General features: G+C 63.8%; 23 protein-coding genes. 10 read left to right on the forward strand and 13 right to left on the reverse strand.

The window, feature by feature from the left end; translation table 11 throughout:
• The 5 genes from Q0071_RS08025 to Q0071_RS08045 all read left to right on the forward strand — a co-directional run.
• The coding region (locus Q0071_RS08025) for a hypothetical protein (RefSeq protein ID WP_298167151.1) at positions 1-291 on the forward strand (291 nt) is incomplete at its 5' end.
• Positions 288-1118, forward strand: coding sequence for an ABC transporter permease (locus Q0071_RS08030; RefSeq protein ID WP_298167154.1), 831 nt, complete (start codon positions 288-290; stop codon positions 1116-1118). The genes Q0071_RS08025 and Q0071_RS08030, both read left to right, overlap by 4 nt.
• Before the next feature lie 3 nt (positions 1119-1121).
• Entirely contained in the window at positions 1122-1874 is a 753-nt protein-coding gene (locus Q0071_RS08035; RefSeq protein WP_298167156.1) for an ATP-binding cassette domain-containing protein, read from the forward strand.
• A 140-nt stretch (positions 1875-2014) separates the two neighbouring features.
• Complete coding sequence (locus Q0071_RS08040; protein WP_298167159.1) at positions 2015-3145, forward strand: polysaccharide biosynthesis/export family protein; 1131 nt, start codon at positions 2015-2017, stop codon at positions 3143-3145.
• Positions 3146-3359: 214 nt separating this feature from the next.
• Complete coding sequence (locus Q0071_RS08045) at positions 3360-4373, forward strand: hypothetical protein (RefSeq protein WP_298167162.1); 1014 nt, start codon at positions 3360-3362, stop codon at positions 4371-4373.
• Between the two features lie 147 nt (positions 4374-4520).
• On the opposite strand, the gene Q0071_RS08050 is transcribed toward Q0071_RS08045, so the two are convergent.
• Together Q0071_RS08050 and Q0071_RS08055 are read right to left on the reverse strand one after the other, a co-directional pair.
• A complete protein-coding gene (locus Q0071_RS08050; RefSeq protein WP_298167165.1) occupies positions 4521-5378 on the reverse strand; it encodes a hypothetical protein in 858 nt (285 codons plus the stop codon).
• Positions 5379-5642: 264 nt separating this feature from the next.
• Positions 5643-6242 carry a hypothetical protein gene (locus Q0071_RS08055; RefSeq protein WP_298167168.1) on the reverse strand — a complete coding sequence of 200 codons (600 nt, stop codon included), beginning with the start codon at positions 6240-6242 and terminating at the stop codon, positions 5643-5645.
• Positions 6243-6339: 97 nt separating this feature from the next.
• Here Q0071_RS08055 and Q0071_RS08060 point away from each other — a divergent pair, with 97 nt between their 5' ends.
• Positions 6340-7248, forward strand: a complete 909-nt coding sequence (locus Q0071_RS08060; RefSeq protein WP_298167171.1) for a cell wall hydrolase — start codon at positions 6340-6342, stop codon at positions 7246-7248.
• A gap of 47 nt (positions 7249-7295) precedes the next feature.
• Here the strand turns inward: Q0071_RS08060 and Q0071_RS08065 are convergent, their stop codons facing one another.
• The 11 genes from Q0071_RS08065 to Q0071_RS08115 are packed head-to-tail and all read right to left on the reverse strand — an operon-like array spanning position 7296 to position 17249.
• On the reverse strand, positions 7296-8150 hold the full coding sequence (locus Q0071_RS08065; protein ID WP_298167174.1) for a type II secretion system protein GspK: 855 nt from the start codon (positions 8148-8150) through the stop codon (positions 7296-7298).
• Positions 8147-10366: a type II secretion system secretin GspD gene (gspD, locus tag Q0071_RS08070; protein WP_298167177.1), complete on the reverse strand. Its 2220-nt coding sequence runs from the start codon at positions 10364-10366 to the stop codon at positions 8147-8149. Before gspD ends, Q0071_RS08065 begins: the two co-directional genes overlap by 4 nt.
• Positions 10363-10881, reverse strand: coding sequence for a hypothetical protein (locus Q0071_RS08075; RefSeq protein WP_298167180.1), 519 nt, complete (start codon positions 10879-10881; stop codon positions 10363-10365). The genes gspD and Q0071_RS08075 overlap by 4 nt, the downstream gene beginning before the upstream one ends.
• The gene (gene gspM / locus Q0071_RS08080; protein WP_298167183.1) at positions 10841-11401 is read right to left on the reverse strand and encodes a type II secretion system protein GspM; all 561 of its coding nucleotides are present in this window, start codon (positions 11399-11401) and stop codon (positions 10841-10843) included. The genes Q0071_RS08075 and gspM overlap by 41 nt, the downstream gene beginning before the upstream one ends.
• The gene (locus Q0071_RS08085; RefSeq protein WP_298167186.1) at positions 11398-12420 is read right to left on the reverse strand and encodes a PilN domain-containing protein; all 1023 of its coding nucleotides are present in this window, start codon (positions 12418-12420) and stop codon (positions 11398-11400) included. Before Q0071_RS08085 ends, gspM begins: the two co-directional genes overlap by 4 nt.
• On the reverse strand, positions 12417-13100 hold the full coding sequence (locus Q0071_RS08090) for a prepilin-type N-terminal cleavage/methylation domain-containing protein (RefSeq protein WP_298167188.1): 684 nt from the start codon (positions 13098-13100) through the stop codon (positions 12417-12419). The genes Q0071_RS08085 and Q0071_RS08090 overlap by 4 nt, the downstream gene beginning before the upstream one ends.
• Positions 13097-13492 carry a type II secretion system protein gene (locus tag Q0071_RS08095; RefSeq protein WP_298167191.1) on the reverse strand — a complete coding sequence of 132 codons (396 nt, stop codon included), beginning with the start codon at positions 13490-13492 and terminating at the stop codon, positions 13097-13099. The genes Q0071_RS08090 and Q0071_RS08095 overlap by 4 nt, the downstream gene beginning before the upstream one ends.
• Entirely contained in the window at positions 13489-13995 is a 507-nt protein-coding gene (locus Q0071_RS08100; protein WP_366886247.1) for a prepilin-type N-terminal cleavage/methylation domain-containing protein, read from the reverse strand. Before Q0071_RS08100 ends, Q0071_RS08095 begins: the two co-directional genes overlap by 4 nt.
• Positions 13913-14335, reverse strand: coding sequence for a type II secretion system major pseudopilin GspG (gene gspG / locus Q0071_RS08105; RefSeq protein WP_298167198.1), 423 nt, complete (start codon positions 14333-14335; stop codon positions 13913-13915). The genes Q0071_RS08100 and gspG overlap by 83 nt, the downstream gene beginning before the upstream one ends.
• Complete coding sequence (locus Q0071_RS08110) at positions 14332-15558, reverse strand: type II secretion system F family protein (RefSeq protein ID WP_298167201.1); 1227 nt, start codon at positions 15556-15558, stop codon at positions 14332-14334. The genes gspG and Q0071_RS08110 overlap by 4 nt, the downstream gene beginning before the upstream one ends.
• On the reverse strand, positions 15555-17249 hold the full coding sequence (locus Q0071_RS08115) for a GspE/PulE family protein (protein WP_298167204.1): 1695 nt from the start codon (positions 17247-17249) through the stop codon (positions 15555-15557). The genes Q0071_RS08110 and Q0071_RS08115 overlap by 4 nt, the downstream gene beginning before the upstream one ends.
• A 718-nt stretch (positions 17250-17967) precedes the next feature.
• Between Q0071_RS08115 and Q0071_RS08120 the strand changes: the two genes are divergently transcribed.
• The 4 genes from Q0071_RS08120 to Q0071_RS08135 all read left to right on the forward strand — a co-directional run bounded on the left by Q0071_RS08120 (position 17968) and on the right by Q0071_RS08135 (position 24155).
• On the forward strand, positions 17968-20061 hold the full coding sequence (locus Q0071_RS08120; protein WP_298167207.1) for a substrate-binding domain-containing protein: 2094 nt from the start codon (positions 17968-17970) through the stop codon (positions 20059-20061).
• Between the two features lie 227 nt (positions 20062-20288).
• Positions 20289-21935: a ShlB/FhaC/HecB family hemolysin secretion/activation protein gene (locus Q0071_RS08125; RefSeq protein WP_298167210.1), complete on the forward strand. Its 1647-nt coding sequence runs from the start codon at positions 20289-20291 to the stop codon at positions 21933-21935.
• Positions 21936-23735: a DUF2341 domain-containing protein gene (locus tag Q0071_RS08130; protein WP_298167214.1), complete on the forward strand. Its 1800-nt coding sequence runs from the start codon at positions 21936-21938 to the stop codon at positions 23733-23735.
• A gap of 12 nt (positions 23736-23747) precedes the next feature.
• On the forward strand, positions 23748-24155 hold the full coding sequence (locus tag Q0071_RS08135; protein WP_298167217.1) for a biopolymer transporter ExbD: 408 nt from the start codon (positions 23748-23750) through the stop codon (positions 24153-24155).
• The last annotated feature ends 10 nt before the right edge of the window (positions 24156-24165 follow it).

The following is a 24165-nucleotide window of genomic DNA, read 5'->3' on the forward strand; positions in this document are numbered from 1 at the left end:
GATGCGGTCAGCACCGCGAACACGGTCTCGACCAACAACTTTCAGGTCCTTACCGCGCAGCTTGCAAATGCCAACAGCGAGCTCTCTGCTGCCCAGGCTGCCTTGAGCCAGGCGAAGTCTGCTGCTGCGGCACAGCGGCTTTATCTGACCACATATGTGCGTCCGTCGCTTCCGGAAAGCCCGGTTGGCCCCGATCGCTGGATGGCCCTTCTGCTGCTGGTTGCGGGCGCAGGCATGGTCTGGGTGGTCGGTCTGCTGGTGCGCAACTCGATCCTGGAGCATAGGCTTTGACCCAGACCTACCCGAGTGGTCGGATGTACGCCGCGGGGCCGCGGCGGCTGGCGCTGCGCGCTCAATTCAATGTCCTTTCTGCGTTGCTGTTCCGCGAAGCCGGCATGCGGCACGGGCAGAACTTCACGCTTGGCTATCTGGCCTCAGGGGTTGAGCCGCTGGTCATAGTTGCCACGATCGGCTTGTTGTTTTCTGCGCTCTCACGAACCCCGCCGTATGGTTCGAGCCTGATGCTGTTTATCGGCACGGGTGTTTTCCCGATCTATCTCTTCATCCATACCTCGCTGCGACTGCGCCAGCCGTTGAACGCGGTGGCGCAGCGCCAGCGATTTCCGATCGAGCGGCCGTTTGACCATATTCTGGTGCATGCGGTTCTGCACCTGTTGAGCAGCGCACTGGTCGCGGTTTTGTTCTTTGGCAGCTTGTACCTGTTTTTCGGCGTCAACGCGGCCATTCCGAGCGACCCGGTCACAGCGGTTGTCTCACTGCTGGTGGTGCTTATGCTCGGCATTGCCACGGGCATCTGCAATTCAGTCATCGCGCGGATCATTCCGGCGTGGGATTTGCTGTGGCCGGCGATTGCTCGAGCATCACTCCATTTTTCCGGTCCTTACTTTGTCGCCGCTTATCTGCCGCCAGATAGCCGTTGGTACTTTGCGCTAAACCCGGTCATTCACGGTGTGAATTGGTTCCGACATGCATTTTATCCGTTTTATCCCAATCAGTTGACTGACCACAGCTACATCCTGGCTTTCACGGCGGTGTTGCTGTTCTTCGGGGTTTTGCTCGAAGCCGGCACACGCCGCTATCTTGAAGAGAAGGACTGAGCGATGATCAGGCTCGACAATGTCAGTTTCGCCTATCAGCGTGGTCGGAACGAACTTGATCGCGTGTCGATCGAGTTGCCTTCGCATCGCCGGATGGCAATTCTGGGCGGGCAGGAAACCGGCAAGACTACGCTGATCGGGCTTCTCGCCGGTGTCATCGATCCAACTGGCGGGCGCATTGAACGGCTGGCTCATCTGTCGTTTCCGGCGGGCTACAATCGTGCCTTTCGCCTTGCCAATACAGTCAGACAGAATGTCATCTTTGCCGCTCGTGTCTATGATGCCGATCCCGGTGAAGTGGTCGATTTCATTTGCGGGATCCTAGATCTGAATGACTGGATTGATCGTCCAATGCGCGATCTCCCGGTTCAGACCCGCCGTTCGGTCGCATATGCGCTGACCTATGCGCTCCCGTTCGATACCTATCTTTTCGACAATATCATCGGTCCCGGCGATCCGGCAACGCGCGATCTCTGGCGCGTGTTGTATGAGGCACGGACGGCGACGGCGGGGGCAGTGCTCGCGACCCGGCAGCCCCGCGTGGCGGAGACCTACTGCGATTGCGCACTCGTGCTGCGGCGCGACGCCCATCCCGTCTTTTTCGAGAATCTGCGTGAAGCGACGGCCCTGTTTGAAGCGGAAGCCGCTGCCGACCAGCGGGCGAACGCCGTCGGCCACGACCAACCCGCGGTTGATACGCCGACATTCGATGAAGGCAGTGTTGGAAATCAAGCCTTGGCCAAAGTCGCAGACTGATGCGGTTTCCACCATCTTTTCCATCCCTGCCAAAGAACCTGAGGCACGCCGTGACAGATCATGAACTTTTGCCGACCGTCGCTGTAATGGGCCGACTTTCGCGTGCAGGTCTTGCCCGATATCTTTTGTCCGGTGCCCTGATGGTTTCGCTTTCGGCCTGCGCGTCGATGCCGATTACCGGTCCGCTTTCAAAGCAGATTTTGGCAGAAGGCAGCAGCGAGGCGCCGCCTTACCTGCTGGTTCCCGTTGATCGGATCACCCTCACGGCACTGTCGCATGCCACCCTTGACGGGCTCAGCCCGCTGGCCAGTCCTGCGCCGCCGCCGGTCGTTACGATCCATGTCGGTGATGCCGTTTCGGTCACGCTTTGGGAGTTCGGGAGCGGCCTGCTCGGCCCGGTCAACGCGGCCACGGCGTCACAGCCGGGTCTGGTCGGCGCGCAGAGTGCGACGGTGCCGGTCCAGACGGTTGATCAGTCGGGTACCATCATGGTGCCCTTCGCGGGTGAAATCCGTGCAGCGGGCCTCACCACGCGCCAGGTTCAGCAGGCGATCATCGCTGCTCTTCGCGGGAAGGCCAACCAGACCCAGGCACTCGTCCAGGTCGTGCAGACGACCGACAATGCCGCGACCATCAGTGGCGACGTCAATCGTCCCGGTCGGGTTCCGTTGATGTGGGCCGGGACGCGCCTGCTTGATGCAATCTCGCAGGCGGGTGGAACCACAGGCAAGGCGCGCGACATGATCGTGCAGCTGACGCGCGGCGGGGTGGTGCGCTCCGTGCGGCTTGTCGAGTTGCAGACCATCCCGACCGAAAACATCTATCTGGTGCCGGGCGATCTCGTCACGTTGTCGCAGGAGCCACAGACCCTGGTCGTGCTTGGCGCGACAAACCGCAATCAGGAGGTGACCTTTGCCAAGGCGAAGGTGAACCTTGCGGAGGCGCTGGGCAATGGCGGCGGGCTCAATGATAGTCTCGCTGATCCCTACGGTGTCTATGTGCTTCGGTACGAACCAGTGGAGGTGGCGAAGTCGTTGCGGACCGAACCCTTGCCTGACTATCTGGCGGCCAATTCGACGGTGCCGGTGGTATATCAGGTCAATCTCAGATCTGCGGACGGCCTGCTCCTGGCGCAAAGCTTCTCGATGCATGACCGGGACGTTGTTTATGTTGCGACTTCGCAGTCGGTGCAGGTGGGCAAGCTGGCGGAGCTGTTCAACCAGATCGCCAACATAGGCAAGAGCCGTTCGACCCAACGCTTTACGTACTGACCGTTATTCGCATGGCAGCACCCCGGTAGCTGGAAACAGACCATGGTGAGCCGGGGAAACTGCCGAATGATGCGGTCACCCGCCTCGGGGGGAAGCATCCAGCGCCAGTGTGCCTGTGGGGCCCTCCGCGGCCTTGATTCGATGGGCACCAGCAAGTCGAGGTTACAAGCTGTGGTAAGCAACGATGCATGATGTTGTGAAAAGGAGTTCGGTGATGGTCAAGGACGGTCCGGCCGCAACGGGATTGGGCGCGGCGGAGCCACATCCTGACGTGGAACCGATGCGCATGGTGCGGTTCAACCCGGCGTTTTCGCGTTTGCTCGGGAATATCAGCCCGACTGCGATGAGAGTTCCATCGATGATGTCCATGCTCGAACGACGTGTGCTGTTCACACTCGCGCGCGAGCGTTATTCAGGGACCGGGGTGATCGTCGATGCGGGCATATTCCTTGGCGCGTCGACGGTGTGTCTCGGCGAGGGGCTTCGGCTGAACAAGGATTTCAAGACGATCTCCAAGCTCTGGAAGAAGCCGATCATTTCGTTCGAACGAGGAATCATCAACCCCGGTATGCCGGCGTTTTTCAAACGCAATAATGTCGAAGGCATGGCAGAGGCGGGCGAGTCGTTTGCTGAAGCGGTCCAGGCCAACATCCGGCCGGTAAGCGATCTGGTCGATCTTCGGTTGGGTGATATTCTCGAGACCGGGCAAGGCATCACCGATCCGATTGAAATTCTGTTTCTCGATGTGCTGAAGCTTCCGGAAATCAGCCGCTTTGTTGTCCGTAATTTCTTTCCGCGATTGATTCCCGGTGTCTCGATCATTGCGCAGCAGGATTATTTTTACGATCGACTGCCCTTCATCAAGACGGATCAGGAGTTTTTCGCAGACTACTTCACCTACATCGGCGAAGTCTGCTCGACCGCGCTGTTCCTTTGCACCAAGGCCATCCCGGAATCTGCGATCAACGCGCTTGAGCAGGGACTTCCTGCGCGTGAGCAGGAACGTTTGGCCAGCGTTGCCATGCAACGTTCATGCGATCCAGCACGCCGGTATATGATGGCGCTTTCCAAGGTACGGCTGGTCAAGCAACTGTACGGCAGCGAGAGCGCGCAAGACTATCTGCAGTTAGTCAGGAACGACTTTCCTGAACAGGTCGCATCCGATCTGCCGCGCCTGAAAGACGCGCTGGTGGCTGTTGAACGCGCGTGCTCAGGTTTGGATGAGTAATTTGATCGTTTGGTGAGGCTATCGGCGGGCTTGACCGGAGCGGACCTTACCGGCCTGGTGCTGGGGACCGAGCCCGCCCAGCCTTACTTCCGGCGTCGCCGTGATCAGATCCTGTCGCTGATTGCGTCAGACTGATCCGGCAATCGGTCAGCGCTCGTTCCCGGCCTCGTCGCCAAACGCGATCGCTGCGATGCGTTGGTTGACCGGCGTTGCGCATGCGCCGCCCTGCTTGGCATAATTGCGCCAGAACATCACCCCGGAGAGGCGATCGCGGATGATCGCCTGACGCACGAAGCGTGCATCATCAAGCGTCGTCCCCGCCAATTCGAAATCGATCAGCAGACGCCGGGTGTCCACCGGTCCGCCCGCTTTGACGATGGCCAGCTGCGCTGCGTAACTTGCGGGGAGCGAGCTTTGCGCATTCCTGCTCCACAAGACCAGCGTGGTCCGGTCGAACAGCGCCACGATCCGGTTCGCGTTCTCGGCGGTGACGCCGGTGAACCGCTGTTGCCCAGGGGAATCAAGCGGATTGATCAGCAGGATGACCTGCTTGCCCGCAGCATGGACCAGCTTGGCATAGGAGGCCAGAAACCGCTCGGTCGTCGGCGGGTCGCGACCGTCCTGCACCTCATAGTCTAGGACAATCCCGCTCGCTTGGGGAGGCAGTTGGCCCGATGCCAGCACGCAGGTATCAGCCGGTGATCGAGGGGCCGTATCGGGCAGCGCTTCTTCGCTGGTCAGCGTGATCCCCGCATCCTGGGCATAGCGACGCGCGCGGGCATTTTTCCCCAGCAGGCTGGACGCCTGCGCCAGAGTGCAGGCATTGGCCCGGTCGATCGAGCTGAACGCCGAGCGATGGCGTCGGTTGCCCGTCCATGACGGTTCGATGTTCAATTTCCGAATGATCTGCCGCCCGTCAGCGCCGACCAGCGGTGTCGCGGCGCGATTGGCCCAGTGGTAGTACCAGGTCCGGATGCCGCTGGGTGCCGATGCGAGGCGGCCCAATTGCCCCGATGCCGCCGCGGACAGAGGATAGTATGGATAAGACCCGTGGCCGCTTGGCGGCGGTGCCTGTTGATAGACTTCGAACCGCAACCGGGCATTGTCCGCTGCTGAGAAACAGTCGGGGCCGGGAACTGTGGCAGCCACTCTCGGGAATGTCACCAGAGCCAGCCCGACAGAGGCAAGTGCGACCATGCCAATCATGCGCGGCCTTCGCATAGCCATCAGAGACCTACCCCTATCAATCCGACCTGGAGCTCAGCTCAGTCAGGCCACAGACTTGCCGGTTCCGGATGCCACGAACCGGACCTTGCATTCGCCCTGATAGACATGATTGGTCTGAAAGCGCGTGAGCTCCGCCGCGCGGGTCATGAAGAAGTTCGCGGTCTGCGTCGCTGGATCATACTTGTTGATCACGATGACGTTGAGCAGGTCTCCCGCAATGACGGCAGAGAGTTCGGTCCGCTCAGGCCAGTAATCGATCGCCCGGTCGAACGTTCCGTTGTTGGTGGGCGCGATGTTGCCGGGATCCGCGAGGATCCGGGTGCGCGGATCGACCGGCTCCGGCTCGTCCTGCGGTTCGGGCGGCGGCGCGGTCCGAACCGGGATGCCGGGCAGTGCAAGCGTCAGCGGGTAGACGGCATCATACTGCAGTTCGGCCGAAGTCTGGAGCTTCTCCGGATCGAAGTTGGTGATGTGCCGCACCGAACAGGTCAGCTGCCGATCGGGCAAGCGCGCCTTCATGTCGTGACCCTCCGTGCCGGAAGCTGGCCGAGGGGCAGCCAGCAGCGGCGACAGGGCCGGGCCTGAGCCCAGCATCGCGACGAGGAGAGCGGTTTTGATCAGCGGTGAAAGGGCATGCTTCATGGTGCGAATGCAACGATTCCTGCCGGGGGCGATAAGCCACCCATCAAGGGAAATTGTGTCAATCAAATGAAACAAAAACTGTTCAGGACCATTGGTCATGGTCTCCGCAAAACTCTCGGTCTTTCCTTGTCATGTTGCGGCACGCGGGTGGGCGGTCCTTGCGCTGCTCGCGGCGGCAGCCGTGCCGCAAGGCGCGCTTGCCGAGGACGGGTTGGAGCAGGCTGGCACGGGCGTACCGGCGCTGACGATTGGCGCCACTCCTGCGCGGATCGGACCGGCCAGCACTCCGTTGTTCGTCCGCAGCGCTCCGGAGCCGGACGCTGCTGCCGCCTACAATCCTCTTTCGTCGTATGCGCCCCCGGCTGTTAGCCAACTTGATGTCGGCAGCCTTCCTGCTGCCGTGACCGCACAGAGCCGCGCGCTCGATTGCCTGACCATGGCCATCGCCTATGAAGCGGGCCGCGAGCCGCTGGCCGGCCAGCAGGCTGTGGCGCAGGTGATCCTCAATCGCACCCGCGTCGCCCGCTTCCCGAGTTCGGTCTGCGGGGTGGTGTTCGATGGGTCCCAGCGCACAACCGGCTGCCAGTTCACGTTCACGTGTGACGGTTCGATCCGCCGCCGCTTGCGCGAAACCACTCTGGAAAGCGCGCGGATGGCCGCGTTGTCGGTGCTGTCCGGTCAGGCGCCCGACCGCGTGAACGGGGCAACCCATTATCATGCCAACTACGTGAATCCCTATTGGGCCTATACCGGCATGCGCGTAGCGCAGATCGGCGCTCATATCTTCTACCGGATGCCAGGCGAAGCGGCCGGGGCCGCTGCCGCGTCGCTCGCCGGCGAAGAGCCCGAGCTTGCAGCGCTTGCGGCTTCGCGCCTGCGGGGGCGACCTGCGCTGCGAACACGCGCGCGCGTGGCACCGGGCGCGACGCAGCGGTTGTTCGCGCCGTGGGGCGTGCCGATCGCCGCCGCAGGCGATGCCAGCCCTGCGCCCGTTGGACAGAACTAGGTGGCTATTCGATTGCGGTACGGCGTCGCTGTGCCCGCTGAGGGACTTTAGATCACCCGCCGCATGACGTAAGGATGGTCGGGCTTCCCGGTCAATTCGACAATCGCCTGAAGGCGGTACCGCCCGCGACCGGGTGTCGTCGCTTCTACCGCTATGGTTATGGGCCGCCCCGTCCACGACACCTGATCGGAAAAGCCGATTGCCGTGCGCTGCCCGTTCAGTTCGCGCTGGCGTTCGATGCCCGCGATGGCACCGCGACTGTCGCCGATTGCCGCAAGGGCCTGGGGCCCGGCATAGCGCGGGGAGAAGGGTACGGCATCGCGCTCCACGGTGACGAAGGAGCGGAGGCGGTCAACGACCGCAGGCGTGAAGCCGCGGATCATGCCCAGTTCGTCGATGCTTTGCACGCCGCCGTTGGGCGGGGTGACCTTCTGCTGCTCGTAGTACGAGGCCTCGGCTCCGTCCGGCAGGGCTTCATCGTCGGAATCCTGCCAATCCAGCAACGAATCGCGCGCAACGTTGCGCGCGTGGCCCTCGAGACCCGCTTCGGTCAGCATGCGCTCGATGACGGGTGCCTCGATCGCATTGATGTTCACCTTGCCGCGCTCATCGATCAGTGTGATGGCGATGTGGGCACCGCCGAAGTCGAGTTCCTGCGCGCGACCATCGAGCAGCGCCAGTGTGGTGGCGTCGCGGTTGATCAGCCCGTGCAGGGCGATCGCCAGCCCGCTTTCCGCTGCCAGCCGCGCCTGCGCGCTCGACAATTCGCCTTGCCCCTTGGCCAGATCGATGCGGGTCGCGCTGATCACGACGAGCGCGATTGCGGCAAAGACGGCCAGGCTGGCGACCGCGGCAATCAGGGCAAAGCCGCGCTCGTGCGCGTCTTGCGGCATGGCTATCATGGCAGCGTGCCGGCGCCCTTGAAGGGTTCGAGCATGCGGATCTTCTGCCGCAGGGAATTGGTCGCAGCCCGGGCATCGTCGGCGTTGGCCAGAACCTTGAGCTTGAGCAGCACGATCAATTCGGTGCGCCTTTCGGTGTTACGGTGCGTTCCGAACAGCCCCCCGATAACCGGGATCTGCGAGATCAGCGGAATGCCGTTCTTGCCGAAGCTTTTGGTGGTGCTGAACAGGCCGCCCAGCGCGATCACTTCGCCGTCGCGCACGGATACTGTCGAGGCGATGCGGCGGGTCGAGATCGTCGGCGATTGGCGCTGGGTGGCTGATGAGCCGGCCGCAGAAGTGCTGATCTGGCTGACTTCCTGCGATACATCGAGCTGAACCAATCCGCTGGCGTTGATTCGCGGGGTGATTTTCAGGATGACGCCGGTATCCTTGTATTCGATCGTGTTGATCACGGCGTTGGTGTTGCCGATCAGATTGGTGGCAGACCCGGTCGAGATCGGCACCTGATCGCCCACCTGCAACGCCGCGCTCTGGTTGTTGAGTACGAGCAGCTTCGGCGCCGAGACGACCTTGACGTTGGTGCGTTCCTGCAGCGCGTTGAGCGTGGCGGTGATGCTGTTGCCGCCGTAGAAATAGGAGAATCCGGGATAGGTCTGCGTCGGCACGGCTGTCGTGCCTTCGGAATAGCCGACCTGGTTCGAGCCGCTGAGGTAGTTCCACTGCACGCCGTAGCGCAGATCGTCGTTCAGGCTTACTTCGGTGATGGCCGCCTCGATCAATACCTGGCGCGGGGCGATATCAAGCTTGCGCAAGGCTGCCTCGATGGTGGCATATTCGCGCTGGGTGCCGAACACGATGATTGCGCTGTTGACCTCGTCCGCAGTGATCCGGATGGCGTTCGCGCCATTCCCGTTGCCCTGTGTGGTGCCATCGGAGGCCGGGGCCTGCCCGAAAGCGGGGCGGGGGAGGTTGCTGCCCGAAACGGTTCCGCCCTGACCCAGCCCGCCCTGACCCAGCCCGCCCTGACCCAGCCCGCCCTGACCGAGTCCGCCCTGACCCAGCCCGGCCGCGCCGCCGCGTGGGCCGCCGGTCTGGTTCGGATCGCCCTGATCGCCAAAGGCATTGTTGCCATTGCCGGCCTGGCCGCCGGTGTCGTTGCTGCCAGTTCCGAAGGCGTTGTTGATGGTCCGCACCAGATCGCGGGCGCGCCCGTTCTGCACCTCGTATACGAACAGCCTGCGCTCATTGTTTTCGCCCTCGCGATCAAGGATCTCGATCCAGCGCTTCACGTCGGTGAGATATTGCGGCTGCATGCTGATCGCGAGAATGCCGTTGAGCTCTTCCATCGAGATCAGCCGCACCAGCCCGCGCGTCGGCGAATCCGGCGCATTGATGAGCTTGTCGATCGACGGAACAATCAGCCGCGCATCGGTGCGATCTGGCACGAAAAGCGCGAAGCTGGTGTTGCGCAGCCAATCGACATCGAACTGCTTCAGCAGATCGCGGGCACTGGCACGCTGGCCGGTGGTTCCGGCAATCGTGATGGTGCCGGTCTGGGGGGCGGTCGCGCTCACCACGCCGGGCAGTATCGAATCGAGCACCTTGCGGACTTCATCGGCATTGATGAAACGCAGCGTGACGACCTCGCTGCCAAAGCCGGTCGCGTTCGCGGCAATGACCGCGCGCGCAGCGGCAGAGTTCTGGATCTCGAAGCCGCCGGCAACCGGCACCATCGCCAGATTGCTTTGCCGCAGGGCCCGCTCGAACAGTTCGAGCAGCGACGACTTTGATACCGGACCCGGTGTGACGAGGCTGACCCGGCCGGTCACGCCGCGAGCGATCGTGTAGTTTCGCCCGAGTATGTCGCGCAGCACCGCCTGGGCAACCACGGCGACATCCGCGTCGGGGAAATTGACCGCAATGTCGCCCGGCTTCGTTTTCGGATCGGCCCATTTCGGGATCACCGGCTGCGGCTCGGTACCCGGGACGAGGGTCGCGCGGACCTTGTAATCAGGGTCGGCAGACGGCGGGAGCAGGGGGAGGGCCTTGGGATCAGCGGGGGCGGTCGTGTTCTGGACGGCACCGGGATCGTCGATCTGCGCCAGTTCCGGAGTTGCCGGAATGGGGAGCGGCGGTGGAGCGGCGGCAAACGCCGTGGTGCCAGTCAGGGCGATGATGAGGCTGGGCTTGAAGCGCACGTGGCGAGAGATCATTGGCCGTCTTCCGGGTCTTCTGGGGCGGGGGCGGCGGGTCCTGTGGGGATGGCGCCATAGGCTGCGTTGAACTGTTCGGAGCCGCGCGTCAGGCGGGCGCTGCTGGGGGTCAGCCCGGAAATGCGCCATCCGGCCACCGTGCCGCCCGGGGCGACATGGCGGATCCGGCCGCCGCGTTCCTGGACGACCGCGTAGAGCCTGCGTCCGTGCATCACGGTTCCGGCGATCACTGCGCCGTCAAGGACATTGGTCGGCGCAGCGGCGCCGGCGGCCGATGTGGCGGCGGGAGCGAACACGCGGCGCCCTTCGAGCGCTGTCGGCACCAGCACGCGCGGCACATCGGGCGGCGGCGCGACCTGCTTCTGGCGCAAGGGTGCGCCGCCGGCTGGCAGCTCATCGCCAAAGGGCAGCGCCAGCTGCAGCAGGGCTGCAGCGACCAGCACCGGCAGGATCAGCGCGGGCAGGCGGGCGCTGCTACCGCTTGGCGGCAGGGCGATAGGGAATCGATGCTTCAATCTGAACATCCAATGCGGAGGCCTGACCGGTCACCAGCGCTTCGTCAGCGCCGACGACCACGGAGGTGATGGTGAGATAGGGTTTGGAATTTTGAACGCTTGCAAGGAGTTGACTGAGCTGGCCCTCCGAAAGCCGCGCGGTGATCCGCACTGCGGCCTCACCGCCCGCTGCCGGGGCGATGTCTTCGCCGCCGCGGAATTCGCCTCCCAGCGCGATGATGCTCGCCTGCAACCGCTGCCGCAGCGCTTCGCCGGCGGTGGCGGCATCGGGCGCTTCGAGCAGAAAGTCGCCCAGCAGTTGCTCGTGCGCGCCCGCCATGCGGCGCAACCGCGGGATGGCGGCGATGTTGCGCACGTTGGCGCTGTATTGCAGGGCGAGCTGCTCGCGCTGTGCTGCGCGCTCCTGGAAGCCCGCGATCAGTGGTCCCACGATCAGGAACGCCACAACAACCAGCATGACGAGTAGGATGAGCACCGCAGCGGTCTGCGATTGCCGGGGGGTGAGGCTGCGCGCGCTCATGGCTTTGTCATCCGCACTGTGACTTCGAAGGGCTGACCCAGCGGGTTCTGCGCCGCCGTTGAGGCATCGCTGTAGCGCTGCACGCTGAGACCGGCGCGGCGAAAGCCCCCCGCTACGTCGGCCTGCTGCGGGCGATAGCCACTGATCCGCAGCGCATCGCCCTGCCACGTATAGCGTTGCACCCAGGCCCCTTGCGGCAAAGCGGCCGCGACGCGCGACAGCAACGCCAGCGGCTCGGCGGTCTTGCGCGCCTCCACCGTGGCGGCCGCAAACTGGTCCGCTTTCGCGATCCGCGCGTTGATCCGACGGACTGCGTTCACCGCTGGCTGCTGCTCGGCGATACGCGCTTCGAGCATGGCTGTGGCGGCCGCGTCACGCCAGACCAGCAGGCCGAGGTTGATGGCAAACAGGGCGCCGACCGCGATCCACAGCGGAATGGCACCCCGGCTTTCGTCTCGCACCAGACCGGACCGCCGGAAAGCGGGGAGAAAGTCGATCGGATCCTCCGCCTGCGACTCCGGCGCGGCAGTGAGGATGGCGACACAGGGCTTCTCGAGCCGTGCCAGGGCCGTCCCAAGGGCCTCAGCTGCGGCGCGCGGCATCGCGGCCACTTCGATCTGCATCCGGACGCTGCCCTCGGTGCGCGCCGCGATCCGGGCAGCGAGCAGCATGCCCTCGGTTCCCATCGGCATGATCCGTGCGGCATCGAGCTGGATCATGCTCGCCGTATCGCGGGGGCTCATGACCGGCCGTTCGATCGTCCGGCTCAGGCAGAACGCGGGGGGAAGGATGATCGTGACCGGGCCGGAGCGTCGGGGATGGGCGCCGTAGCCATCGGGGCGCAGCAGCAATGCGCCGGTTTCGGGATCATAGTCCGCCAGGATCCGCCGTGCATCGCGCCAGAGCTGCAGGCGCTTCGGCGCCAGCGTGGCGAGCTGGTCCAGCCACCACCGCAGGCCATCGGTGATCCAATGCCCGACCGTGTGCATGTCTGCCTGCAAGATGGTGCGTCCGTTCATGGGATAACCCTGCACTCGTCCGTGCGCAGATCGCGCGCGCACGTATCGCCATTTGCGACGCGCAGCCGCACCACGAGATCGGGCCATGCGCGCCTGTCGCCGGGGGGAAACTCGATCCGCAGGCTGACGAGCGAGGGGAGCACGTCCCGGCTGGACCACTGCAGCTGCCATTGCGGCGGCAAGCCTGCGCCTGCAAAACGGCCGTCCGGCGAGCCAAGGTAGCGGACGGACAAGCTTGATACGCCCGAAAGCAGTCGGGTCGCGGTCCAGCCGGTCACGTCAGGCTGGCGCCGGTCGACCGTCTCGTCGAGCGTGCTGATGCGGTAGAGCATGAGATCGCCGCCGCGCTCGAGCCTGAGCCGGTAGCGCTGAAGGGCGTCGGGTGAGGCATTGCCAGGCGGCTTGCCATCGAATTCAAGGCCGAACTGGTTGCCGACGAATTCCACGGTGTTGCCAGTCTGGGGACTGATCGAGGGATGAATGTTGGCGATCAGGTGGCGCAGCGTGAACTGCGCCTGCGCGATCTCGTCGATCTGCGCATCCTTCTGGCCGATCATCCGCTGGCGCAGGTCCATCCTGCCAATCCCCGTGACGAGCACGGCCGAAACCATGCCGAGGATGGCGAGGCAGACCAGCATTTCCACGAGCGTGAATCCGGCGGCAGATTGCGGGCGGTTCATGGCTTGATCCGCACCGTACTGAGCTGAATGAGCTCGCCGCGTCCCGCGCCTGCAAGATCGACGGCGACCGTGATCTGCTCGAGCGGATGGCGATCAAGCGGATCGGCGAGCTGGAAGGGTTGCCGCAGGACCCGCCAGCCATAGCCGCGCCACTGGCCCTCGACCGGGGTGCTGCCATCCGCCATCTGGTCCAGCACTGATTGCGCCACCAGCAGGGCCTCGCGGCGTTGCTGCACGGCAAGCCGCGTCCGCGCATCCTGTCCCACAGTGCCCACCAGCGCGGTGGTCATCGCGGCCACGATGGCCAGCGCGATCAAGAGCTCGATCAGCGTGAAGCCCAGCTCGCTGGCGTCGCATGGCGCCCCCGCCGGGGAATCGGCAGCGGACCTCACGGCGTAAACACGAAGCGCGAGGTGGCAGGGTCGACTGAAAACCGGCTGGCTCGGCCGGCGGCGAGGATGGCGCCGTCGCCGCCGTTGGCGGTGCCATCGGGAAAGAAGGCAAACCCCTCGGCAGGCCATTCGAGATCAGCCGCTTCCGGCAGCGTTTGGGCCGGGCGGCCTGAAGACGATTGCAGCATCCGGCGCGAAGCGGACCATGACACAAGGACGGGGTCAGCCCCGGCGATGGCATCGGCGCGGGCCTGGGTGAGCACCAGCGCCGTGGTCATCCGTGCTTCGGTCTGCGCACTTTGCCCAAGCCGATGCTGCAGTGCCGGAAAGGCGATCCCGGCGACAAGGGCCGCGATGGCCAGCGCCAACAGGAGTTCGATCAACGTAAATCCGTCGTCGCGGCGGGAGCCGCGCCGTCGCTCACCAATTGCTGACATCTTTGGCCTCACCGGTACCGCCAGCGGCACCATCCGAGCCGAAGCTGTAGATATCGACCTCGCCATGATCGCCCGGAGACTTGTAGAGGTAGGGCTTGCCCCATGGGTCGTTGAGGGCGGCAGGATCGGCGATGTAGGGGCCGTTCCAGTTCGGATCGTTGGTCGGCGCCTTGACGAGCGCGGTGAGACCTTCCGTGCCGGAGGGGTAGCGCCCGGCATCGAGCTTGAACAGTTCGAGCGCAGCGGCGATGTTCTTGGTCTGGATCTGGGCAGTCTGTGTGCGCGAGCTGCCGAGATACTTGATCACCTGCGGTCCGACGATGGCGGCAAGCAGGCCGAGTACGGCCAGCACGACCAGCAGCTCGATCAGGGTAAAGCCCCGTTCATTCGGGTTGTTCTTGTTCATCGGGATACCGCCAGTTCATTGAAGCCGAGAATTGCCGACATCACCGCGGCGATGATGACCGCCACCGCAGTGCCCAGCACTATCGTGATGGCCGGCGTCAGAATGGCGACAAGCCGCTCCAGCCGGGTGCGAACATCGCGATCGAGCACCACAGCCAGCCGCGAAAGCATGAGGGCGAGTTGCGAGGTTTCCTCGCCGGTGCGGATGAAACCGATGGCGAGGTGCGGCAGCATGCCGGTCGCGGCGAGCGGCGCGGAAAGACTGCCGCCTTCGCGCACGCCCTCGGCAATCTTGGCAATCGCGCTGGCCATCGCGGAGTTGCTAACGGTGTGTTGGGACAGGGCCAGCGCGCTGGGCAGCGGAACCCCGCCTTCAAGCAATGCGCCCAGCGTATGGGCAAACCGCGCGGTCTCGATGCGCCGCACCAGGTCCCCGATCAGCGGCAGGCCCAGCATGATCTGGTCTAACCGTATGCGGCTGGCAGGGCGGGCGAGCAGGTTGCGTGCGACAAGGCCGATCACTACCAGTCCGCCCAGCAGCCATAGCCCATAGGCGCGCAGGAACTGGCTCGCCGCAATGACGGCCATCGAGGCGAATGGCAGTTCTACCTGATTGTTGTCGAGAAGCCGTTCGAACTGCGGCACGACAAACAGCAGCATCATCAGAATCACGGCAACAGCAATCACCGACAGCGCGATCGGGTAGATCATCGAGGTGATCACCAGCCGCCGCAGCTCGGCAGCTTGTTCGAGCATCTGGGACAATCGCTCCATCGCCTCGCCCAGCTTGCCGTTGGCCTCGCCGGCTTCTGCCATTGCTGCCTCACCGGGGCTGAACAGCGCCGGATTATCGCGCATCGCGCGCGAGATCGGCGCGCCCTCGCGGACTGCGCTCAAGAGCATGCCCATCGCTTCCGCCGCGGCGGGATCATCGATGTTGCCGACCGCCAGCGCGAGCGCCCGGTCCAGCGGGAGGCCCGCCTTGAGCAGGACCGCCAGTTCGGCGATCACGGCGCGGCTGATGGCGGAGTTGCGGCGGGATATGCTCTCGCCGGTTGCGGCAGCCGGGGTGCCGGCGGTGATCAGGCGCAGTTCTACCGGCGTGTTGCCGCTGCGCCGGATCTGGGCCAGCGCATCGCTTTCATTGGCCGCATCAAGCTGTCCGGCGACAATCCGGCCATCCGTGCGCATCGCGCGATAGCGAAAGGCGGGTGCCGCGCTCATTCGCCGCTCGCAACCCTAAGCACTTCCTCGATGGTCGTAAGCCCTTGGGCGGCCTTGGCGAAGCCTTCCTGAAGCAGCGAACGATGACCGGCCGCGTTGGCGCATTCCTCGATCTGACGGGCATCGGCACGCTTCAGGATCAGACGCGCAATCGCCTCATCGACCGGCAGGAAATCGAACAGCGCGATACGTCCACTGTAGCCGGTGCCGTGACAGGCCGCGCAGCCGGCGGCGCGGTGGAAGTGGCTTTCGTCGCCCGCAGCGGCATCGAAGTCGAGCGATGTCAGCAGCGCCTCATCCGGCACAAACGGAACGCGGCATTGCAGGCACAGGCGCCGGACCAGCCGCTGCGCCAGCACCCCGGCCAGCACCGAGCTCAACAGGAAGGGTTCCACTTCCATGTCGATCAGCCGGGTGATTGCGCCCGCGGCCGTGTTGGTGTGGAGCGTCGAGAGGATCATATGGCCGGTCAGCGCGGCCTGCACCGCGATCTGCGCGGTTTCGACATCGCGGATCTCGCCGACCATGATTGCGTCGGGATCCTGCCGCAGAAACGAGCGCAAGGCGGTGGCGAACGTGAAGCCGATCCCGGGCTGCACCTGCGTCTGGACAATTCCGGGCAGGCGGTACTCGATCGGATCTTCCACCGTCAGCAGCTTGCGCTCGACCTGGTTAAGCTCGGCGAGCGCGGCGTAGAGCGTGGTGGTCTTGCCGCTGCCGGTGGGGCCGGTCACCAGCATGATCCCGTAGGGCCGGTGGATTGCCTCGCGGAACTGTTCCACCAACTGGTCATCAAGACCCAGCGCCGCAAACTCGAGCTTGAGGTTGGATCTATCGAGAATGCGCAGCACTGCGCTTTCGCCGTGGATCGAAGGCGCGGTGGCTACGCGCAGATCGATCTCGTGCCCGCGAACCGCCAGCCGGAGACGGCCATCCTGCGGAATACGGCGCTCGGCGATGTCGAGCCCGGCCATGACCTTGATGCGGGCCACGACCGACGCGCGCATGGCCTGCGGCAACCGGGTGACAAGGCGCAGCATGCCATCGATGCGGAACCGCACGACGAGGCTGTCGTCGCTCGGCTCCAGGTGAATGTCAGAAGCGTTCGCATCGACTGCCTCGGCAATCAGGCGGTTGACCGCGCGGATAGCTGGCGCGTCGCTCGTCAGGTCGCGCATCCGGTCGATGTCATCGGACTCGACGGCATCCTCGATCACCGCCGCCTCGGCCCCTTCATGGCAGAGGCGCTCGATCGCCGCTTCGATGTCGCTGGCGCGGGCGATGACCTGATCGACCCGCCGCCTGAACATGAAGCGGAAGGCGTTCTCGATGAAAGGGTCGAAGGGATCACCAACCGCAACGCAGACCCGCTCGTCATCAACCGCAATCGGGACAGCGCGGATATCGCGGAGGAATTCGGCCGTGATCGGTTGTTCGAGGGTGACCGGTTCGCGCAGCAGTTCGGCCGGCGCCATGGGCATCCCGCTGGCATCGGACAGATGTTCGCACAGCGATTGTTCCGACATCAGGCCGAGCCGCGTGACCACCGATTCAATGCGCTCGCCGCTTTCCTGCTGGACGAGGCGTGCGCGGGAGAGGGCTTCGCGCGAGAGCAGGGCGCGGTCTTCCAGCACGGCGGCGATCGAGCCTTGGTCATGTTGCGCTTTCCTGCCGTCGGATGCGCCGGGCATGGTTGAAGCCAGAGACTTTGAAGCAGTGGCTACTGCCTGATCGATGCGCGATACCTGCGGAGAGGCACCAGCCATTGTTGAGAGTTTTGCGTTACCGAGCACGTTAACCCTCGCGGTCAGACCAGAAGCGGCATGGCCCTCGCTTATAATGGCCCAAAACAGCCAACGCTGGATCAACCACCACCCCGTTCCGTCGCCATATGTTGGCAATGCTGCATTTGTGTGACGGGACCGGATCGGTGCGCCGGGGACCGGAAGCCGCTCTCCACAGAGTTTCGCGCCGGGCGATGCGGGCATGGGGAGCCGCGTGGCAGCCCGGAAAACTTCTGCTTTCCCGAGAGCTTTCAGAGCCGGGCATTGGCCCCGCGCAGAACCGAAGCCCGGGGTTGGATGATATTCGGCGACTGCAATAAAAGAATCACGTTGTTGTCATTTGCCGAGTCTATTGACCCTCTCACCAACCATGGATTGGGTTGGGAATCGGGGGCTCAGGAGACAAATTCCACAAATCTGCAGATGTACTTGCTCGACCAGCGCGCTGTTCGAGGCGATCTATTATGCATTCGCCGCGAATCAGTTTTGAATATGTGTCGAGAAATAGAGTCTCAATAATGGGATTTATTTTGAACAATCTGCAGATTTTTTGATTTTGAATCGGCCTAATTATTCTGGTTCAGTATCATTACTGGTTACGATTTCCTTCAGGAGGAATTAACAGATGGTTAACTTGAAGTCTCTGCTCCTTGCCGCGACGGTTGTCGCTGGCTCGGTAGCATCGCCAGCCTTCGCGCAGCAGATCCCGCTGCCGGCTCCTTCGACCTCCGACGGCGCGCTGCGCGGTGCGGGCGCTTCTTCGGTCCAGAACGTCGTCGCACGCAGCTTCAACTGCCTCAGCGCGGTCGACAACCAGCGCGGTACTTCGTCGAGCGCGACCTCGCTGACCACCCTGACCCAGGGCGTGTTCAACGGCGTCCCTGCCGTTAACTGCGCCGTTAACACGGATGCTGTCCAGACCAACGTCCAGGGCAAGTATGTTGCGACCGGTTCGGGCTTTGGCCGTCAGGTGTGGCGCAACTTCCGCAATGATTTCGTCGGCGGCGCGACTGCGACGGCTGGCGTGTTCAACCCCTTCGGGACCTGGAGCAACGTGCAGTACGGCTTCTCCGACGCCGGCATCTCGACTTCGGATCTGACCACCTATAACGCTGGTCTGGCGGCCACGAACGGCGGTGCGGCGATTTCTTTCCCGCTCTACCTGCTCCCCATCGCGGTGGCCTACAGCTCGACCTACGGCACCAATGCTGCTGGCAACCCGATGGTCTTCAATGCGAAGGGCCGCGGCATCGCGCCCGCCGGTGGTACGCCGGCTGCGGTTCTGAAGCTGTCGAAGGCAGCCTATTGCGGCATCTTCAATGGCACGATCACGAACTGGAACAATCCTGCGCTGAAGACGCTCAACAGCAACATCTCGCTGCACGATCCGGTCAACGACACGCAGACCCGCTGGGATGCTGACGGTGCGCCGATCCGTCTCGTCGGCCGTCTCGACCGCTCGGGCACGACCGATCTCTTCACACGCCACCTCGCGGCTGTCTGCAACCCCACCAATGCGCCGGGCGTTCCGGCGAGGACGTCGGCGACCGGCAAGGTGCTCGCTGCTGCCGTACCGGCTTTCACCGGCACGAACCGCTTCAGCAACGCGGCGGAAACGCTGCCTTATGCGACTTCGACCGGCATCGACTTCCGCAGCATCCGTTCGGATACCGGCTACCGTGTCAACAACACTGCCTCGAACCTCGCCGGCACCACGAACTCGATCTCGGGCGACTACTTCGACGGCACCTCGATCGTGAACATCGGTTCGGGTTCGGTCGCCTTCCCGAGCAACCCGGGGCCTTCGTCGACGCCGAGCGGCAATCAGGGCACCGGCTTCTTCATCCTCGCGGATGGCAGCTCGCGCGTTGCTGGTGCGCTTACGCTGGCACCGGATTACCAGCTGGGTACCGTCAAGATCAACGGCAAGGTCGGCTACATCTCGGCCGACTTCGTCAATCCTTCGGTTGACGCGCTCGCCGGTCTGTCTGCAGCCACGCTGCAGGTGGGCGTTTCGACGACTCTCTATGCCAACCCGACCGCCGCCGCCGCCAGGACCGCGATGGGCACCATCCTGCCCCCGCAGTCGGACACGACTGGTCTCTTCAGCACGGCCACCGCGGACAGCCGTCTGGTTCGCCCGACCAGCGGCACCACGCTCGTTGCTGCGACGCGTGACAACCCCCTCGCCTGGACCGACGTCCTCTATGCGGACAGCAGCCAGACGCTGGCAAACCCGACTGTCGGTTATCCGATGACCGGCACAACCCAGGTGCTGCTGTACACCTGCTACGCCGGTGCGAACCGCGAAGCCATGGTGTCCTTCCTTGGCTGGACGCTTGGCCAGTACACGAAGAATGGCAGCGGTGCGGTCGCTCCCAAGGGCCTGCTGAACGGTACGGTTCCGGCCACCCCGGGCGTGCTCTTCCAGAACAACATCGGCGTCGTGCCGGCGAACTGGACGCGCGCGATCGTCAACACCTTCCTTTCGAACCCGACTGCCGAGCCTGCGCTCGGTGCGCTGAACCTGTGGATCCAGGACAAGACGATCCCGGCCTATCAGACGGCGACAGCGGACATCTACTACGGTGAGACAACGAAGGGTGCGCCGGCGGCAACTGCTACCAACCCGGCGACCAAGATCTGGCGGGCTGCCAAGCCGAACATCCGGATCGCGACCAACCCGAACCCGACCTGCTCTGGCAAGACGGGCGCCTGATCTTCCGATCACGGCGTAAGCTGAACGAGAAGGGCTCCGGAGTAATCCGGGGCCCTTTTTGTTTACCTTGTGCCGCACCGGGAATCCGCCAGCCAGCTCATCAACAGACTGTCACACAGATTAAACACTGGCCCGCCAGAGACCATCGAGACAGGTGTCGGGGGAATCAGATTGCGATGGGCGGGCTTACTGCACCTGTTTTACGTGCGTGCTTGCCGCTGGCGTGGTTGCTGACGCCTGGCTCTGCAGCTTGGGCTGCGCAATCGTCTCCGGTCGAGCAAGCTGCTCCCGCCGGGCAAGCTGCTCCTGCTGCTTCCGCAACGCCCGCCGGTGCCGAGCGCGCACCCGACAAGTTCTTTGTCCAGGCCTATGATATCTCAGGCGTGACGGTCTTGCCGGCGAGCGAGATCGAGCGTCTGGTCTATGCGTACTCGGGTCCTGATCGCACCGATGCCGATGTCGAAGCGGCGCGCAAGGCCTTGCAGGATGCCTATGCCGCCCGCGGCTATGGCGCGGCGGTGGTCGAAGTTCCGCTGCAGGAGCGGGAAGCCTTCGCGCAAGGCGTGATCCGAATCGCGGTTAACGAAGTGCCGGTCGGGCAAGTGCGGGTCACCGACAGCCGCTATCACTCGCTATGGGTAGCCCGCAGGCAGGTCCCTTCGCTCGTCGAGGGCAAGCCGCTCAATATTCCGGCCCTGCAGGCTGACATGACTCAGGCGAACCGGTTTCCCGATCGCACGCTCAATCCGATTTTCAAGCCGGGCAGGGCTCCCGGGACGATCGACGTTGACATCAATGTCGACGACCAGCGGCCGCTTCACGCCAGCCTCGACCTGAACAACGACGCCAGCCCGGCCACAACCCAGCTGCGCGCGATCGGCACCGTCAGGTACACCAACCTGTTCCAGACGGGCCATGCTGCAACGTTCACGTACATCGTATCGCCGCTCAAGCGCACGGAAACGGAAGTCTTCTCGGGCTCGTATACCTTTCCGCTGCTGCGCACGCCCTGGAGCTTCGCGATTTCAGGGTACTACTCGAACAGCAATATTGCGGCGCTGGGCGGGACCAACGTTCTGGGCAACGGCTATCAGATCGGCGCACGCGCCATCTATCACCTTGCTTCCTCCGGCAGTCAGCAGCAGTTCAGCTTCGGGTTCGATTACAAGAACTTCAAGCAAAACATCCTTGTCGCCGGCGTTCCCACCAGCACTGCGCCGATCCGGTATCTTCCGATTGAGCTTGAATACACGGTTGCCGGTGGCAGCGAGAAGGTCAATTACGCAGTCACCCTGGGGACGACTATCGGTCTTCGTGCGATCAGGCCCAAGGTTTGCGCCAGCCTTACCGGGCCTTGCGTGCTGGTCGATGCCTTCCGCAACCGGGAGCAGTTCAGCAACGAGAACTTCGTCCGCGGCGATCTCTCGGTCGATCTGTCCTATGCCTTCAAGAACGACATCGTCGCGGCGTTCCGGCTGAATGCGCAGCTGGCGGATTCGCATCTCATCACCAACGAGCAGTTTTCCGCCGGCGGCCTGCGCAGCGTGCGCGGATACTATTCGTCCGAGGCTGTCGGCGACAACGGGATCGGGCCAAGCCTTGAACTGCGCTCGCCGTCGCTGGCGGGAAGCTTCGGCAAATGGCTGACCGAGGCTCGCTTCTTCGCGTTCGGCGATGCGTCTTTCCTGCGCGTGCTCAACCCCCTGCCCGAGCAGACTTCGAGCTTCACGCTCGTCGGTCTTGGCGGCGGGCTGAGAGTGCGGTTGTTCGACCGGATTTCCGGTGAGGTGCTGGGCGCGGTCGCGATGACCAGCGGCCCGGTGACGAAGCGGGGATCGCCCCGAGTAAGCTTCGATGTGAAGGGGGAATTCTGAGTGTATCAGGCAACCGTTAAAACAGCGATCCTGCGCCTGTTGCTGGCGCTCGTCCTGTCCCTGGGGCTCGCCTCTCCGGCTGCCGCTGAGGGTGAGACCGCCGGCTGGTGGAACAAGGAATGGAGCTATCGCAAGGCGGTAACGATCGACACCTCGCCGACCGGTGTCAACGTCAGCGGCGCGATCGGCCGCACGGTGGCGCTTGTGCGGCTGCACAACGGCAACTTCACCTTCACCGATGCGATGGACAACGGTGCGGACATCCGCTTCGTCGATAGCGACGACAAGACCCCGCTGCCCTACCATATCGAGCAGTACGATGCGGCGACGGGCATCGCCACCGTGTGGGTTTCGGTGCCCAATCTGACCGGCGGCGAGAAGAAGAAGATCTGGATCTATTTCGGCAACAAGTCGGCACCGGTTGGCGCGGACGTACCCGGCACGTTCGATCCGGATTACACCGCCGTCTATCATTTTAGCGAAAAGCCGGGCCAGCCGGCCACCGATTCCACCGCCAATGCGAATTCTGCCAAGGCGGCCCCTCCGGGAGTGGACGAGAGCGGGATCGTGGGCCGCGCGGCGCAGTTTCCGGGGCAGGGCGCTCTGACGATCGATGCCAGCGGTTCGCTGGCGATGACCGCAGGCGCGCCGTTCACGTTCACGGCTTGGATCAAGCCGCAGCAACTGGGAGGCCAGCAGGCCATCTTTGCGCGGGGTGGGCTGGTGATCGGGCTGAACGCAGGCGTTCCCTACGCCTCAGGACCGGGGATCTCGGTCGCGGGAAGCACCGCGGTTAAGCAGGGTGAGTGGAGCCACATCGCGTTCGTTTCCGATGGCAAGGCGTTCTTCATCTACGTCAACGGCACCGAGCAGGGCACGGCGGCCGGCGCGATGCCGGCGCTTGACGGCCCGATCAGCATCGGCGGCGAGACCAGCCAGCCCTATACCGGCGCGCTGGATGAAGTGCGCCTTTCGAAGACGGCACGGCCCGCGGCGATGCTTCTGGCGATGGCCCAGGCGGAAGGCCCGGGCGGAAAGCTCGTCTCAGTTTCGGAAACTGCAGAAAAGCAGAGCTCAGGCAGCGGCGTAATCTCGTTCATCATCAGCAAGCTGGAGCCGGTCGATACGGTCATCATCGGGCTGTGCATGCTGCTGCTGGCGGCCGCGATCGCACTGATGACCGCAAAGGTGCGCTACCTCAATGCGGCCGACAAGGCCAACAAGCGCTTCCTCCGCCACTTCGAGGCGATGCGCGACGCGTTCGTGCCGCTGGATGAAGCCGAAGGGGTGGCCCCGCAGGAAGCGGCCCATCTCAACCGCGCTTCCCCGCTGGCCCGGCTCTATGCTGTCGGCTTCGACGAACTCTACGAACGCGTGGTCGCCTCGGGGAGCCGGCCGCTCTCGAGCCAGGCGATCAACTCGATGCGGGCGGCGGTGGATTCGCAGTTCGTCAAGGAAAACCAGAAGCTCGACCATCTCGTCGTGATCCTCACCATCGCGATTTCGGGCGGTCCGTTCATCGGCCTCCTCGGCACAGTGGTCGGCGTCATGACCGTGTTCGGCGGCGTGGCGATGGCTGGCGATGTGAACGTGAACGCGATCGCACCGGGCATCGCGGCCGCGCTGCTCGCCACGATCGCAGGCCTAGCTTGCGCCATCCCCTCGCTGTTCGGATACAACTATCTGAACGGACGCATCAGCGCGCTGGCGGATCAGATGCGCGTGTTCATCGAGCAGCTGATTACCCGCATGGCCGAGGTCCAGGCCAATGCCGCGCTCGCCCTTGAAGAATCGAAATAAGGAAACCGTCCGATGCAGGTAGGTGGCGGCCGCAAGGCCTATGACGACATCAATATCACCCCGATGCTGGACCTCGCTTACGTCCTCCTGGTGATCTTCATCCTGATGGCGACGGCTTCGGTGCAGGGCATCAAGGTCGATCTGCCCAAGGCAAGTTCGGCCAAGAGCCTGGTCCAACCCAAGACCATCGCCATAACGGTGAACAATCAGGGCCAGATCTTCATGGACGCGTTCCCGGTCACGCTCGCCGATCTGGAAACACGCCTGCGCAATGCCAAGGCGTCGAACCCCGACGTGCCGATCGTGCTGAAGGGCGATCAGACCGCGCAATATGGCAAGATCACTGAAGTGCTGGATCTGTGCCGCCAGCTCGACCTGAACAAGGTCGGCCTGGTCACCGGCAAGCCGACCGCCTCCTGATCGCCGGACC

Origin of the sequence: Novosphingobium sp., from assembly GCF_027486195.1 — a bacterium.
GTDB lineage: Bacteria > Pseudomonadota > Alphaproteobacteria > Sphingomonadales > Sphingomonadaceae > Novosphingobium.

Excerpts from the sequence above, each read along its gene's own strand:
- Q0071_RS08035 (WP_298167156.1), top strand. The coding sequence starts at position 1,122 with ATGATCAGGCTCGACAATGTCAGTTTCGCCTATCAGCGTGGTCGGAAC.
- Q0071_RS08040 (WP_298167159.1), top strand. The coding sequence starts at position 2,015 with ATGGTTTCGCTTTCGGCCTGCGCGTCGATGCCGATTACCGGTCCGCTT.
- Q0071_RS08045 (WP_298167162.1), top strand. The coding sequence starts at position 3,360 with ATGGTCAAGGACGGTCCGGCCGCAACGGGATTGGGCGCGGCGGAGCCA.
- Q0071_RS08055 (WP_298167168.1), bottom strand. The coding sequence starts at position 6,242 with ATGAAGCATGCCCTTTCACCGCTGATCAAAACCGCTCTCCTCGTCGCG.
- Q0071_RS08060 (WP_298167171.1), top strand. The coding sequence starts at position 6,340 with ATGGTCTCCGCAAAACTCTCGGTCTTTCCTTGTCATGTTGCGGCACGC.
- Q0071_RS08065 (WP_298167174.1), bottom strand. The coding sequence starts at position 8,150 with ATGATAGCCATGCCGCAAGACGCGCACGAGCGCGGCTTTGCCCTGATT.
- gspD (WP_298167177.1), bottom strand. The coding sequence starts at position 10,366 with ATGATCTCTCGCCACGTGCGCTTCAAGCCCAGCCTCATCATCGCCCTG.
- gspM (WP_298167183.1), bottom strand. The coding sequence starts at position 11,401 with ATGAGCGCGCGCAGCCTCACCCCCCGGCAATCGCAGACCGCTGCGGTG.
- Q0071_RS08085 (WP_298167186.1), bottom strand. The coding sequence starts at position 12,420 with ATGAACGGACGCACCATCTTGCAGGCAGACATGCACACGGTCGGGCAT.
- Q0071_RS08090 (WP_298167188.1), bottom strand. The coding sequence starts at position 13,100 with ATGAACCGCCCGCAATCTGCCGCCGGATTCACGCTCGTGGAAATGCTG.
- Q0071_RS08100 (WP_366886247.1), bottom strand. The coding sequence starts at position 13,995 with ATGGCGAGGTCGATATCTACAGCTTCGGCTCGGATGGTGCCGCTGGCG.
- gspG (WP_298167198.1), bottom strand. The coding sequence starts at position 14,335 with ATGAACAAGAACAACCCGAATGAACGGGGCTTTACCCTGATCGAGCTG.
- Q0071_RS08110 (WP_298167201.1), bottom strand. The coding sequence starts at position 15,558 with ATGAGCGCGGCACCCGCCTTTCGCTATCGCGCGATGCGCACGGATGGC.
- Q0071_RS08115 (WP_298167204.1), bottom strand. The coding sequence starts at position 17,249 with ATGCCCGGCGCATCCGACGGCAGGAAAGCGCAACATGACCAAGGCTCG.
- Q0071_RS08120 (WP_298167207.1), top strand. The coding sequence starts at position 17,968 with ATGGTTAACTTGAAGTCTCTGCTCCTTGCCGCGACGGTTGTCGCTGGC.
- Q0071_RS08135 (WP_298167217.1), top strand. The coding sequence starts at position 23,748 with ATGCAGGTAGGTGGCGGCCGCAAGGCCTATGACGACATCAATATCACC.